At 45.5% G+C, this 14,984-nt stretch carries 14 protein-coding genes; 3 read left to right on the top strand and 11 right to left on the bottom strand.

Features of this window, described 5'->3' with window-relative positions:
• Positions 1-64: 64 nt before the first annotated feature.
• Entirely contained in the window at positions 65-637 is a 573-nt protein-coding gene (locus tag MHI52_RS30440) for a hypothetical protein (RefSeq protein ID WP_340983875.1), read from the bottom strand.
• Between the two features lie 288 nt (positions 638-925).
• Here MHI52_RS30440 and MHI52_RS30445 point away from each other — a divergent pair, with 288 nt between their 5' ends.
• Positions 926-1,786 (top strand): GNAT family N-acetyltransferase, encoded by an 861-nt coding sequence (locus tag MHI52_RS30445; protein ID WP_405158190.1) that lies wholly within the window; start codon positions 926-928, stop codon positions 1,784-1,786.
• Positions 1,787-1,835: 49 nt separating this feature from the next.
• Here the strand turns inward: MHI52_RS30445 and MHI52_RS30450 are convergent, their stop codons facing one another.
• The 4 genes from MHI52_RS30450 to MHI52_RS30465 form a co-directional block, all read right to left on the bottom strand.
• On the bottom strand, positions 1,836-2,390 hold the full coding sequence (locus tag MHI52_RS30450; RefSeq protein WP_339284849.1) for a hypothetical protein: 555 nt from the start codon (positions 2,388-2,390) through the stop codon (positions 1,836-1,838).
• 185 nt (positions 2,391-2,575) lie between these two features.
• Entirely contained in the window at positions 2,576-2,845 is a 270-nt protein-coding gene (locus MHI52_RS30455; RefSeq protein ID WP_076252047.1) for a CD3324 family protein, read from the bottom strand.
• A 271-nt stretch (positions 2,846-3,116) separates the two neighbouring features.
• Positions 3,117-4,043, bottom strand: coding sequence for an oxidoreductase (locus MHI52_RS30460; protein WP_405158191.1), 927 nt, complete (start codon positions 4,041-4,043; stop codon positions 3,117-3,119).
• Positions 4,044-4,103: 60 nt separating this feature from the next.
• Positions 4,104-5,012, bottom strand: coding sequence for a YafY family protein (locus MHI52_RS30465; RefSeq protein WP_036671788.1), 909 nt, complete (start codon positions 5,010-5,012; stop codon positions 4,104-4,106).
• Between the two features lie 69 nt (positions 5,013-5,081).
• Here MHI52_RS30465 and MHI52_RS30470 point away from each other — a divergent pair, with 69 nt between their 5' ends.
• The gene (locus tag MHI52_RS30470; protein WP_036671789.1) at positions 5,082-5,648 is read left to right on the top strand and encodes a dihydrofolate reductase family protein; all 567 of its coding nucleotides are present in this window, start codon (positions 5,082-5,084) and stop codon (positions 5,646-5,648) included.
• A gap of 139 nt (positions 5,649-5,787) precedes the next feature.
• On the opposite strand, the gene MHI52_RS30475 is transcribed toward MHI52_RS30470, so the two are convergent.
• Both MHI52_RS30475 and MHI52_RS30480 read right to left on the bottom strand, forming a co-directional pair.
• Positions 5,788-6,912, bottom strand: coding sequence for an SGNH/GDSL hydrolase family protein (locus MHI52_RS30475; RefSeq protein WP_405158192.1), 1,125 nt, complete (start codon positions 6,910-6,912; stop codon positions 5,788-5,790).
• A 64-nt stretch (positions 6,913-6,976) separates the two neighbouring features.
• Complete coding sequence (locus MHI52_RS30480; protein WP_127550181.1) at positions 6,977-7,345, bottom strand: DUF4180 domain-containing protein; 369 nt, start codon at positions 7,343-7,345, stop codon at positions 6,977-6,979.
• Positions 7,346-7,557: 212 nt separating this feature from the next.
• Between MHI52_RS30480 and MHI52_RS30485 the strand changes: the two genes are divergently transcribed.
• Entirely contained in the window at positions 7,558-8,175 is a 618-nt protein-coding gene (locus MHI52_RS30485) for an NUDIX hydrolase (RefSeq protein ID WP_405158193.1), read from the top strand.
• A 108-nt stretch (positions 8,176-8,283) separates the two neighbouring features.
• Here the strand turns inward: MHI52_RS30485 and MHI52_RS30490 are convergent, their stop codons facing one another.
• The 4 genes from MHI52_RS30490 to MHI52_RS30505 form a co-directional block, all read right to left on the bottom strand.
• The gene (locus MHI52_RS30490; RefSeq protein ID WP_405158194.1) at positions 8,284-9,177 is read right to left on the bottom strand and encodes a response regulator; all 894 of its coding nucleotides are present in this window, start codon (positions 9,175-9,177) and stop codon (positions 8,284-8,286) included.
• A complete protein-coding gene (locus MHI52_RS30495) occupies positions 9,149-10,468 on the bottom strand; it encodes an ATP-binding protein (protein ID WP_405158195.1) in 1,320 nt (439 codons plus the stop codon). The genes MHI52_RS30490 and MHI52_RS30495 overlap by 29 nt, the downstream gene beginning before the upstream one ends.
• 168 nt (positions 10,469-10,636) lie before the next feature.
• The gene (locus tag MHI52_RS30500; protein WP_405158196.1) at positions 10,637-13,774 is read right to left on the bottom strand and encodes an ATP-binding protein; all 3,138 of its coding nucleotides are present in this window, start codon (positions 13,772-13,774) and stop codon (positions 10,637-10,639) included.
• Between the two features lie 3 nt (positions 13,775-13,777).
• Entirely contained in the window at positions 13,778-14,935 is a 1,158-nt protein-coding gene (locus tag MHI52_RS30505) for a response regulator (RefSeq protein WP_036671798.1), read from the bottom strand.
• Between the last annotated feature and the right edge of the window lie 49 nt (positions 14,936-14,984).

Raw genomic sequence — 14,984 nt, forward strand, 5'->3', positions numbered from 1 at the left:
TCTTATTCGCAATGGATAATTCGAGCACAATCTGTATGTGCCAGATTCACAGGTGACTCATGCATTATAGTGAATTATTAATGATTTCTGTGAAGGGCTTCATGTTGTACGTATCATCCTGAATGCGCCATTCTCCCTGATCCTGCAAAAAGGTGATATCGCCCGATAGCGGAATGGACTTGAACTCCTTGCCGTTCTCGTCTGTAAATTTCAGATCTAGCGTGTACTCCACCAGAATCCAGTCACTCTTGCTATCTTTGATCTTGGTTTGTATATTTTCAGGATGCAGCAGAGCCTTCTCTTTGTCTGCTACACGTAAAGGAATCTTGTTAAATCGCGCATCTATATTGGATTCGAAATTCCTTTCTGTCAAAAATGGTCTGATTACTTCTGCTCTAGCCAGCAGACCCTCCACAGTTAACGTATCTTCATAGTCCTTATAATCAACAGTCAGTTCGGTTGTTTTATAATCCAGCGACATTTCGAGGGCCTGCTGCTCATCTATGGCTGACGCCTTCTGATTGCTCACAATACTCGGCTGATTCGTCGCTGGTGGAATGGTCTCTTTAACGTTCTCGGCTGACTCAGATGGGGTGCACCCCATTATCATGACAGATGAAAGAAACAACGTACTCATCACATAAGCTAACTTACGCGAGGTGATCAACTCCTTTCTCGTCAGTATTACTCTCAATTATCCCTTCAATAGGATATAATGTCCAGTTATTGGGCGTATCTGAACAGACACCCAGTGAATTACATCCATTGGGTGTCATCTTCATCATAGGTTGTGTTATAGTCAACGTGAACTGATTTGGAGGAGATAATAATGATGATCAAAATTACAACTGGACCAACTCTCGAAGGATAGCGCCTGCGGGTCCAATAACTGCGTGTTTCCTTCAACAATGAAGGTGTGAAAGCTATGTCAACTTATCAAGTCGTTCCTATGATCTATGATTCCAAGGAACAGATTGATACTATTATTTTGCTCGAACAACAATGTAAACAACTGGATTCCGTCCATCTAAAGGCAGACCTTGACCATATTAGCAAAAAAGACGGAGACCATGCACTCCTCTGTTATCACCACGGTGATTTGGTAGGACTCCTCAGTTGGTATCCATCCGACGGCGTAACCGGGAATATTAATGCCATCGTACATCCGCATTTTCGTCGCCAAGGTGTGTTTCGCCACTTACTGAAACGAGCCCTCCTAGACATGCAACCACAGGGAATCAACCAACTCAGTTATCGCGTTCCTCAGGGATTATCTCCGGGTGTTCATACTGCCCAATCCCTCGGAGCCATTTATGATCGTGCGGAGTACTCGATGCAACTTGTGAATGAGGTCCTTTCGGTTGTGGAGCCTCCTGAACTAACGTTGTCCTTGGCAGAAGCCGAGGATATGGAATTTATGGTCACTTGCTCCTCCCAAGCCTTTGGAGATTCGGAGGACTGGACACGCGAGTACTTTATGCAAACGAATGAACCCAGCCGAGTCACCTATATTGCATGGCAGAATCAACTGCCTGTTGGGCTGGTACGGGTCAACTCCATTAATGCAACAACCGCATTTATTCATAACTTCTGTATCTTGCCTGCTTATCAGGGACAGAAACTGGGGCGCACTGCGCTTAGCATCCTGGTTGATCTCCTAAGGAAACAAAGTTACACAGATATTCGCTTATCCGTTGTTACCGAGAACAAACGTGCTTTGAATCTGTACCGCAGTGTTGGTTTTGAAGTAAATTCTGAGTATCACTATTTCAACGGTAGTTTATAAAAGGCAGTAGAGAGAGATCGTTTTCCGCAAAGGGAGACGGTCTCTCTTTTTATATATTGGAGAATTGAAAAATCAATTTATAACCATCGAACGTTTGCCCGTACATCTCCCGATAGTTACCTTTGGTATAATTATTCACTGTTTTCCGCCAGAAAGATTGGCCAATCTTATTGTTCTCCGATGGATTGGTGAACAACTCCCAGTTTCCTCTAAACATGCCGAAGATCGTCGATGCCGCGTGTTCAGCAACGCCTACACCTCGAAATGGCTGCATCAGAAAGAAGTCATGTACAAAGAAATTCGTGCCTTGTGAACAATATGGCGGAGTAGCTATGAACGCAAAACCTGCCGGTATGCCATCCACAATCATAAGGAACGGATAAAGACACTCCGGTTTTTCCCACCAAATATTCTGTACATCATACTGATCCTGTAACGTTTTGTAATCAGGACTTGGCTCAAAAATGCCATGTTCGTTCGGGGTATGCTCTCCACCCAGACCATAATGTCCGGATAGATCATGAAGGTATAGCGGGTACATATTTTTAATCACATACGCCTCGTCTTTATTCGTTAATTTCACTTCTATATTCATATTATTCATATTCACCAACCTTACCAGATGATTTAAGGAGTTATTTTCAAGAACTCTCAACGCATATCCTTGTACCGTCAAATGAATTGTACGCGTAATTAACAACCTCGAATATGTAAAAAAGCTTTAATAACTATTCTTTATTCTTACAGGAAAAAGCCACATTCGATTGCTCGAACATGGCTTTTATAGTTTCATCCCTTTTTGCAATACACAATTTTCTTGATGCTATCGATGGATAAACAGTATTGGTCCGCAAGCTGATCGATGGTTGTTCCGGCAGCAAAAAGCTGGCGGATCTCGTCGTTCCGCTCCTGGACAACCCTTCTGCCACCCGAATTCTCGCCCCACTTCTTATGAGCATCCTTGGGCCTTGGAATATAGATCAGGCCTCCGGAGATATGACGCTGTATTTCTTTGAGTAATTCTTCCGGGAAGATTGTATCCGCATTAATATATTTCACGTTGCTCCACTCCTTAAAAGTTAAAATCTTTAAGGCAGCAGAGTCGTACGATGAACGCATTGGATATGCACTATAATGATATGGCGGAAGTGGATTTCAGGCTCTATGCAAACAACCGCCGTTGTTCATCACATGGACTCTGCATAGAGCGGGTCGTGAAACCTTTTATGAATCGAATCATGGTAGCCCCCCATTCAGTTAATCTTATTCGTGCTGAAGAACTTTTAACTGTCTATACCATAATAAGGTTTACTTTCCTTAATAGCAAAATCTACACGTTGAATCTGTAATATACCCCTGTTAATTCTTCTGATACGCTCCATAGCTTGTTTGAAATGTTAGCGTCATATAATTTTTCGATGATCTTAGCGCTCTTGGGATAGCCCTTGGTGCCGCCCATACCACTGGGAGCAATATACTCCCCTCCCGTGATCGTCGGATCTGCTGCAGCATATAAGGTAGGTAATGCCCCCATATGTGCCGGTTGACTAATGATTTTCAAAAGACTGCGCATGAATATATTGGTCTGTTTCCCCGAACCGAAGGAAAATAGATTGGTATGCGAAATTCCTGGATGAGCGGCGATACTCATGGAATCAATATGGGCGGAATTAAATTTATTCTGCAGCTCTCTCGCAAACATCAGATTGGCTAGCTTGCTTTGACTGTAGAACTTCATGGGATTATATCCTTTGGAGCCATCTAAATTATTAAAATCAATCGCACCATTATGAGCTGCCATACTACTTACAGTGACAACTCTCGATTTCGGAGTAGAGATCAATCGAGGCAATAGTAGACCCGTAAGCGCAAAATGGCCTAGATGATTACTACCAAACTGCAATTCAAAGCCATCTTTCGTCAACTGGAATGGAGGGTTCATAATTCCTGCATTATTAACGAGAATGGACAACGAATCGTATTGCTCAAGAAAAGCGGCTGCGAACTTACGGATACTAGCTAAATCGCTAAGGTCAAGCTGCATAACGATTACCTCTCCAGCTACATGCACAGACGACTTTATTTTATTAGCTGCCTTTTCACCTTTTTCCATATTACGAACTGCAATGATAACCTTTGCGCCTTTTTCAGCTAACGCTAATGCCGTTTCATACCCTAACCCGCCGTTCGAACCTGTCACAATCACTACTTTATCGGATACAGTCGGGATGATGTCTTTAGTCCAAACTTCGCTCATTTGTCTACACACCTTTCTTATCTCTTCCTTGATACCCTAATATCCAGCGTTTGAAAGCTCTTATCCCCCACCATACTGGCTTAAACTCCGTTCCAGCATCCCTCTAACCTGCTGCTGCAGTTCGAGCGGAGACACCACCTTCACTTCCGGCCCATAGGAGAGTAACTTTCGTGCTGTAAAAGAAAACTCTTCAGGCGGAATCAGTCCGCGCCACTCATGGCCTTCAACTGACTTGAACAACACATCTGACGCAGCAATCCTTGCTCCAAATTCCGTGAATTGCAGCACCACTTCTACGCTTGCTCTATCTTCTTTGGCAGCTAGCCATGCCTTTAGACTTGGAACAGATTTATCCACTGATTCCATAACAACCAACTGCTGCATGCGATCCACCCGATACAACAATACACGATCCTTATTCCGGGCTGGCATGTACCAATGTCCCTGCTCATAGTAGATGCCATAGGGAAAGACCTGTACTTTTTTAGGGCCACTGCGGGCATGATACATAAATTCGATTTCTCTCTTTTCTACCGCTGCACCCAATATTACTGTTGTTAAAGGCTCGGAATGCCCACCGGGGTGCTGGACAAAGGTGATATGCTCTCTCATTCGCATAATGAGATCCTGTACATCTTCGGGTAAAGTAGAGAAGTATTGCTCAGCCAGATGCTCACGCATTGATCCATATGGAAAATCCGGTACTTGCTGTAGATATTCCAGCATCATAAACAGCCCTAATGCCTCCTGCTGTGTCAGTTGAAGAGGTGGCAAAATCCGATTGGGCAACACCCGGTATCCTCCGTTCACGCCAACTTCTGTGTACAAAGGGAAACCCAGCGCCTGCAATGCATCCAGATCTCGCTGGATCGTACGAATCGATACGTCGAACCGTTCTGCCAATTCCCGGGCAGTGAACTTTTGTCTGGAATCCATCAGGCGCATGATCGCCAATTTCCGATGATTCATTTATTCAACATCCTAACTACGTCAACTTTTGTCATAGTTAAAGTGTATCATACATTTTAGAAGGGAGCGATGAACATGTCTGATAACAAAACAATTTTGTACATTGCTATGAGTTTGGATGGATATATCGCAAGACTGGACGGTTCGGTCGATTGGTTATTTGATGTGGAGGGTGATGGTGGAGACAACGGGTATGCTGCATTTTATAAAACAATCGGTAGCGTTGTTATGGGACGTTATACGTATGAAGAGGTGCTCACACTTTCCGAAGAATTTCCCTATGCGGATCGCCCAACGTATGTGCTTTCCCGCTCGGAACAGCCGCCCGCTCCGCATGTACAGTTTACAACCGAGGAGGTAGATACGCTCATTCCCCGGTTAAAACAAACTTCTGATGGAGATGTGTGGATTGTGGGTGGCGGCATATTGGTTCAAGCTGTGTTAGCAAAAAAATTACTGGACGAGATTGAAGTCGCCATCATTCCCAAGATTCTTGGCGAAGGCATCCCCTTATTCCCGACAGGCACTGTGCCAAGTCAATTCAAAATGGTCCGAACCCAGACACTTGGACAGATCATTTCGATTCGTTATGAGGTACAGAACAGCGGCACAGCGGATACAGCTTCGAATGTCTAGATAAGTAGAAAGGGAAAAGACCATTCTTATGATGAAGGGACCTCATCAAGTTAGACACCATCTAACCATTGGGGTACCCGTTCATGAAAGAGTGGTCTTTCCATTACCATGTATCAAGTATCAAGTATCAAGTATCAAGTTATCCTATCATTCCTCGTACATATTCCGCTAACACCTCTGCCGTCCTACGGTGAGATAACTCGCCTGGATGGGTGCGCGCACCTACCGTCTCTTCGGTTGTATCAGGAAGCTGGATGATTGAGACCTTACGATCTCCTGCCCCCTTTGTATACGTATCAACCGCGCGGTAGATGGCAGGCATCATAGGAAAACCCAGCATGCCATAAGCCCATACGAGATGTGCCGCCGGATTGTTTTTCCGAAGTTTGAACAGGAACTGTTCCACCGCTTTCTCAAAAGTAGCCAGATCCTCTTCATGATAAGTACCATCTTCATTCAAACGCTGCTTGTACACCTTGCCCGTTTCGGGGGCTTTCCACTCCGGTGACTGAAATGCACCCCCATCATTGCTACCCAGATTCACGACTACCACATCCGGCTGCCAGGAACTAAAATCATGCTGATCTCCTGCGCCTAGCGCATCGTTACGTTCACCAGTAAGTAAGCCACAGACCTGTTCGTAATACTCGGGGATGTTCCCCTTTGGATTGTTATCCCAACTTGTCAGCACACCCCAGCCACTTTGCGAGATGACCCGATACTCCGCATTCAATGCCTCTGCTGTCATAAACGTATAATTATGTATGGCGCTGAACCACATCGGAATCCAATCTTCCTCCGCTTTCGCTCCGATCGCACCTTCGCCAGATGTAATACTGTCACCAATGAACTCGATCTTGTACGGTTTTTCCTGCACAGGCAGGAACGCTCCATCGGATTTCAACGCATGAATCTGCAAGGCACAACCCGGGTCACCACTCATCGCTTGAACATCTTTGACGATCCGTACATTCTTCACAACATCTGCGTTCATACCTCGGAATACACAGACCCAGTACCTTTCCGCCGTTAACATCTGTCTGCTCACCGGAACACCATTGATCAGAATGCTGATCCATGACTCATACATGTCATACTGCGACTCTACTTCAACCCATAGTTCGGAGCCCTGTACATTGAGTTCAACTGCACTCCCCGTCCAAAATAACGTCAACGGCGATCGCTCTCCAGTTGTTCTGCCATGCACTTTAAGATTTCCGATCTCAGGCAGAGCATATACCTTTAAATTCTCATTAGATATCACGGTGCAAACCTCCTACGTTTGGTTCAGATTATAAGCAGGCTCTCTACATGCCTCGGATGTACGCTTAACTGATATTATGCAACTTTTGAAGCGCTTCATCTTTGTTTTTCAAAAAGAAAACATGCTTGCCATTGTTACACTCATAGATGAAATCTCTCAGGCTCTTGCTGTTATGTCCTTCGAAATCTCCCACAATAGCAAGCTTAACATGATAGTTCACGTACTTCTGCAAAATCTCACCTGCAAGCTTGGTTTTCAGTTCGAAGAACTCTTCCGTGATGTTCGATTTGTCGATAATGAGTTTATCAGCATCATCGCTATACCTTACCGAAGCCATCAAATCCAGTGCATCTTGAGCATTGTTGATGACGATGCCATTACTTTCAATTATGGCGACCTTGGAATTACCTTGCTGATCAATAGTTATGTTCATTTCACTTTCTCCTCCTCTGGACATCGTTTCTTTATAATATCTCGCAGTTTTATAATAAAAAGCAATAATCGTAAAGTGCGTTCAATCATTAGCGTGATTCCCTAACCTCGAGTTGTCCTTTCTTAGTAGTTATGGACTGTAATTCATATGATATAATGGGGTTATTTCCTAACTGAACTAAATCTCGTGACTTGCGAAGAAAAGAGGTGTCCATGGACACAAAGTGGCTAGAATGGGCAAAACAGATTCAAGCTATCTCACAAACAGGTTTAACCTATGCCAAGGATGTTTATGATATCGAGCGATATGAGGAATTGAGGCGCATTAGTATTGATATCTTAAGTAACTATACTTCTGTTAACAAAGAGAAAATATCACTTACATTTGCAAGTGATTCAGGTTACGCAACGCCTAAAGTCGATATTCGCGGTGTTGTTTTCAGGGAAAACAAAGTGCTTTTGGTTCGAGAGAAAATAGATGGCGCATGGGCATTACCAGGGGGATGGAGTGACATCGGCCTATCACCATCAGAAGTAGCTGTGAAAGAAATTAAAGAAGAATCCGGTTTTGATGTTGTGCCGATGCGGTTGTTAGCGGTATTGGACAAAAAATTCCATGGACACCCACCTGAGCCTTATCACGTATATAAGATGTTTATCCGCTGTGACATTGTGGGAGGGCATGCGGAAACAGGTGTAGAAACCAGCGCAGTTGATTTTTTTGCTATCGACGCTTTACCTGAATTATCATTGGAAAGAAATACGCTGGAACAAATTAAAATCATGTTCAAATTTCTTGAACAGCCAGATAAAGAAGTCATTATGGATTAAAATAATAACCCCTTCAGCTTGCCCGTCTTTGGTGAAGTGACCTCGACACCGCCGATGGTCACCTTCCCGGGTTTTCATATCCTCCAACAGACAGAGGCATATGATGCCTCAGTTATTCATCTTTTCAAGCGTCTCCATGTAGAACACATGCAGGAACTTTTTGATATTAACCTTGCCTTTGTCGCCTGCCTGATCTTCTTCCATGGCTCTCATCTTCATTCGAACATCCTGGAAGTCAAAGTAGAGGGGCGCATAATGCTCAAACTTGTGGTTGCTATAATCGTTGAGTCCAATCGAGGCCATGTTTGTTAACGCGGCAATTACCGTTCTGCGAATGCGCTGTTCCATCGCCTTGCTCTCTTTCTCCACGTCTTTGGGCGTAGACTTATAAGTCTGGGCAACCGCTTCATAGGACTCCTTCAGCGGCGGCCACTCCGCGACCTGCTTCTGATCAATCGCATACTCCATGAGCGCAATGATGTCCTTGCTACCACTTTCTCCGATGATCCCCAGATCCATTAGAATGCTTCGTGCCGCATCTCGCACCGTACGACCTTGGGCAGGGGCCGGCGCTTCCACCAGATTCAGTCGGGCCATCGACTGCTTGATCTCCAGCACGTAACGTTCATACTTCCACTGGTCATTCACTTTGCTGAGCACATGCTCCACTTCCACCCGATTAATCGGTTTATGAATGAAGAATTCAATGCCGTTCTGGTAGGCCTCCCCTACCATCTCCTTGTTCTCCACCTGAGAGATCATGATGAATTTACCGGTATAACCGCATTGCTTCAGCTTCGCTACCGTCTCAATTCCGTCCTGATCCGGCATCAGCAGATCAATCAACACCACATCAGGACGCAGATCCATGATCATCCGTGCGCCTTCTATACCGCCCTCAGCCATGCCCGCAAGCTCACCGATACCACAGGATTCAATGATATCATGCAGCATGCTACGACTCACCACATCATCATCCACGATCATGATAGAAAGTGTCATCGACATCGGCCCCCTTTATTAAATTCATCTTGGGAATAGCTATACGAAATGTAGCCCCTCTCGCTCCCAGAGGCGCCGATTCCACTGTGATCTGTCCCGTCAACGACTGAACGATATCACGTACATGGGACAGGCCAATGCCCGTCGCGGCAATGCCGACTTCATTGAACTTCGTTGTGTAGCCCGGTTCAAAGATGATATCCCGTTTGGCTTCGGGTACGCCTTTGCCATTATCTATAACGACGAAATGTACGTCCCCTTCCTGCTCATACACACGAATTCGAATCGTCCCATCATGCTCAATCGCCTCTACCGCATTGGCAATCAGGTTATTCATTACCGTGAGAAGAGGAATGTAATACGGAGACTCACAATCATACTGTTGCTCAATATCGATCTCGACCTGCTTATGAAGCATTTCGCTATATTTTCGGTTTGCTTTGCTGGCAAAGTTCAGCACTTCAGACAGGCTCATGTTGACCGCTTTTTCATTATCATACAGCTTCAGCAGACCTGCCAGAATGCGTTGTGAATCCTTCTTTACTTCATGAATCTGCTGAGCGATGCCCAGCGTGCGCTGACTGTATTGGTTCATGTCCTGCTCCCGGAGATCGCGATATAGATCATAGCTGTCAGCTGTAATGCCTTCGATCGTATTCATCGCTTTCTTCAGGTAAAAGACCTCGCCATACAGACCCGAGTTCACACTCAGCATCTGCTCCATCCGCTTCTCCTGCTCTGCATGTAAGAGCCGCATCTGCCTCACCGCAATGCTGTTATATAGCCCAATCACAAAGTAACTTCGCAGACCACCTACCACAAGCAGATACAACCATTCTTTCATATAAAAGATATTGGTCCCGCTTAACATTCCGCGAAAAAGCAGCTCAACAAGATTAGAGGAGAAATCGATACATGTAATTAACCCGCCGAGCAGAAGAGGCTGCATCTCATGGAATCGATGCTTGAATTTGCTAAGCCCATAGGCAAAGACCACATAATACACACCTGCCCCCAGATTGTCCCGCATGCTTTCCAGTATAGACACCGTCTGTACATGATTGATGAGATCTGCTGACTGAAACAGCAAATTCGCGATGCCTGTCAGGATTCCTGTCTTCACATAAGACAAGTGTGGCATGATCATCAGCAGAAATAAAAGGATGCTAACCCCCAGCCCGATTCGGAAGTAATCTTCCCGGAATGGATTTATCTTGAATTGCGCCCCTACCGCAGTGGTAAAGGCAATGGCCGTCATCTGCACATTCTCATTTTTGACCCAATTGCGCATCGATCTCTTCACCCACTATAACAACGTTTAGCGCCCAATGCCGGAACCCGCGCTTCTAATGTTAAATATACTAACATATGAAAGAAGCATTAGAAATAATTAAAATCAGGGAATGAACACGCAAGCAAAACAAAAAGGCCGGAAGTTTTCACTTCTGCGGCCTTTTCCTTATACCTCATCCGGAATATCAAATGATACCATCGTTCCCTCACCCGGCTCACTTACGATCGATAATCCCTGACCATACCGTTGAAGCAATCTGCGGTTTGTATTCACAATGCCTATTCCACCTTTTCCTCCTGGGGTAGCATGTAGCAGCTCTGCAACCTTCTCCGGTTCGATGCCTTTGCCATTATCCTTCACCTCAATACGGGTATAACCCTCATGACGAGTGATGGATAGGCATAACGTACCGCCTACATTGCGGCTTAATAGTCCGTGTCTGACGGCATTTTCAATTAAAGGCTGAATGGATAGCGGCGGGAGAAGCAACGGAAGGTCCGGCTCTACGTTTAATACCACCGATAATCGATCTTCAAATCGTGTTTTTTCAATAAAAAGATAGGCTTCAACGAGTTCCAGCTCATATGATAATTTCACCAGTTCCCCTGTGTTGAGATAGTTGAAGCTGATCCGTAAATAAGATGAAAAAGCATCGCCAAGCTTCCGCATATGCTCTGTATCAATATCACTTAAAACCATAAGTGAATTCAACGTATTGAATAGGAAGTGAGGCTGAATCTGAGCCTGTAAATACGCGGCCTCCATGCGCAGGCGCTCTTGGATAGACTGATTTAGCATGGTCAATGCACGTATCCGATATTTTAGTTCCACCGCATCTACAGGCTTCGTGACATAATCATTGGCCCCCGATGCAAACCCCGTGTAGATATCTGGCGGCTGACTTCGTGCCGTCAACAGCAGCACAGGAAGCTCAGACATTGAGAATTGTTCCCTCACCTTCTGGGTTAACTCATATCCGGACATATTAGGCATCATCACATCTGTAATGAGCAGATCCCACTGACGTGTGCCGAGCAATTCCATCGCTTCCTGACCCGAACCTGCTGTAGTTATATCATATGGTTCCGTCGAAAGGATGCTGACCAACACATCCAGATTCACCGGATCATCATCCACAGCCAGAATGGTAGCTCTTCCCTCTTTTAACAACGGAGCCATCTCTGCTGTCGCCAAGGCTTCCGCGTCCCCCATACCTTGGCGGGGTAACAGGAATCCGCTAGGTGCATCTTCCATCATCTCCGCGGCCTGTTCCCAAATTAGAGGTAGCTGCGACTGAGCCTGATCGGCGGCTTCATCCGCGAGTGGTAGATCGAAGCTGAATACCGAGCCCTTTCCGAGTTCCGAGTGAACCGTAAGTGCCCCGTCGTGCAGTTCTACGAGCTCTTTGCAGATGTTCAGTCCAAGCCCGATGCCTTGTCCATCACTGATTCCATACGACCCTTGTTCATACGGGAGGAAAATGCGCATCCGTGTATCCTCATCCATGCCAATGCCTGTATCCGTCACATGAATCAGAGCATGTCCTTCACGAATTTCGGCACTTACGGATATCGTTCCTTCCTCTGTATGTTTAAGCGCGTTATGCAGTAGATTATACAAAATCTGAACAAGCCTTTCTTCATCAGCCATGACCTGAGGGAACGATTCTGGAATCTCCATATGAAGGCAAACCGGTTTTCGTTCTGCCATGAATTGCAGCATGGCGATAACGCCAGGCACAACCGACTGTATGGAAAGAGGCCCCTGACGTAACTCAATGCGGTGCTCCTTCAGCCGGACTACATCCAGTAGATCACCAAGGAGATGTGACATCCGTCGACCGATCGTAATCAGCAACTCCATATCCTCCAGGCTCCGTTCATCCAACCTGTTTTTCTCTCGGGTGATCACGTTGTGAGCGATGTTAATGATCCCGTGCAACGGGGTCCGCAGTTCATGCGATGTATTCGCCAAGAACTGATCTTTAATTTTGTCGCCCTTCTGCAGCTCTGTATTCAGCTTCATATTCTCCCTGACATTCCTGAAGTATTTCTTGAACCAATAGGCAGAGAAGCCCGTAATCGCAAAGATGATGTCGATAGGATAATAGACAGTTGTCACATCTTTGGCTGTCTCGGCCACACTCCATATCAGGTTGGATGTAATGCCTCCTGCAGTAAGCAGCAGAAAAACAATATCCCGGTCCGCCTGTTTCCTGAAGATCATCGTTCCGACGATGTATAGAAACCAGATCATGGAGACAAGAAAGAATAGGTTAATGACGTTGTAATGGATCATGGCATATGTAATATGAATGGGCATCACCACAATCACGGCCGTATAGATCAAGGTCATGACAACATGCCACTGTAGCCATGCCTTTCGTACATGAACCATCGTTAATCTCTGGAATAACAGAAGGATACAAGCATTTTGCAGCAACAATGAGATCAATCGAATTTTAATGCCCCAGGTATAATTAATAGGAAGCCATAACATCAATATATTGTCATGACCCATCGTAACCGTGATGCCAACAGATAAAGTTAATACGGCTCCAACCAGCAAGGAACGTTCCTGTCGATTAAATGCGTAAAGAATACAGGCATACATGCCGTGGAGGAGCAGAACCAGAAAGGTGAGCATCTGAAAACCAATGGAATACCAACGCGAAAAATCAACGGCTGCCTGTGAACCAAAGCGAACAGGTTTGCTAATTCCGCCCATATACGGGCTATCGTAATTGGCTACACGAACCAATAGTTCAATGGAGGTTGTTCCTTCCTGATCATAGGTCGCTGTATATGAAGTGCTTCGGGGTATATATGTACTGCTATCCGCGGAGACCTCACCCATACCCCCGTCCGCGTCTCCATTCAACTCGATCTCGGATGAACTTCGGATTCCCTTGAACCAGAAGGTTACCGGCGTCTGAAGTGGATCTGTCAAAATGCGCAATCGATATGTTCCGTAACCGTACGAACTCTCTTGTTCCTGATTCTGTGCACTCCCCCAGTCTCCTGGGACCTGAACACTCTTCGCACCGCCATTCTTCTTCGCAATATCTTGTTGGGTCAGCAACTCATCCGGGTAAAGTTCCCATTCCCCATTCAAGTACATGACAGGGGACTGATCCAGATCCACATCTCTCAAATCAAGCACCCCGTTAACGGCGCGATGCTCATCTACTGTGTGGAATAGCTCCGACCATACCGAGCGCATGCCAATTAACACTCCAAAAATGATTAGCATGATGATCAAATATTTGTAACGGTCCATACGTTTCGTTTGAAGTAATTTCATTAATTATTTTTTCATGACTTTGGTTAAACCGAGCTTCCAGTCCTGATACCATTCAGTAATATCCTCACTGATCGGTATCTCCAAATCTTGCTCCATTCTGGTGGTTAAGAGACGATACTGCTCCTCCACACCGAGATCGTTGTGCATTTCATCATATAACTTCATTAGCATAAAATAACTTTCTTCTTCATCCGGAAGCATATGCTGGATACGTTGTGTACTCTCGACCACTTTCTCCGCCAGCCCATGCTGCTGGTAATACAGACTTAGTTGTCTCATATGATATAGCCACAGATAGCGTAATCTTTCCCGCTCAGGTTCAGCCCACATGTATTCATAATTGCCAAGATAGGTACCCTTATATAGATGAAGCGCTTGCTCATAGGCATGAACGGTACTTGCGTCTATGACTTTCCATTGCCTGATTTCCCGTTCCCACTGCTCACTATCCAACTGAGCCTCACCCAATTCGAGTCGATAGCCTGCCTCCAGGTGCCCGCTCTGAATCGTGATCATATCCATATTGCAAGTTTTCAGGGTTTGGCGGACATGATACATTGCAGTGTAGAGTTGATGTGTCGTCTTCTCCTCTTCCATTCCCGGCCACAGAAGCTCCAGCAGAACACTGCGATGGATGACCTGGTTCCGGTGGTGAAGCAAGTATGCAAACAGCTCCTGCGCCTTGCTTGTACGCCATTTGGCCACCTGAACATCCTTGCCTGGAAGCTTAAACTGAATCTGATTAAAACAGCAAATTAAAGGTACGTTTGTATCCTTTGACCGCTGCTCGCGTTTTACGCTCAGTTTCTCTCTTACGCGGCTCACCGTCTGCTTCAATCGATCCTTTTGGATCGGCTTCATCACATAGTCCAAAGCCTGTAATTCGAAAGCATGCACCGCATATTGATCGTAACTGGTCACAAATATAATTTCGGTGCCCGGTGTTGCCGCCTGAATCTGTCTTCCCAGATCCATACCATCCATCTCCGGCATATGAATATCCAGAAATACAACATCAGGACGGTGCTCCACAATACCCGCCACAGCCTCTGTTGGATTCATATATGTAGCGATAATTTCAATGCCGCTTACTTCTTTTTCTAGTGATTTTTGAAGGCCTATCAACGCTAGACGTTCGTCGTCAACCAATATCACTTTCACAGGAGCTTCCTCCTCGACCCTGAGGTCTTGAGATTTATTTTCACTATTA

The organism is Paenibacillus sp. FSL H8-0283, from assembly GCF_045040675.1.
Taxonomy (GTDB): domain Bacteria; phylum Bacillota; class Bacilli; order Paenibacillales; family Paenibacillaceae; genus Paenibacillus; species Paenibacillus amylolyticus.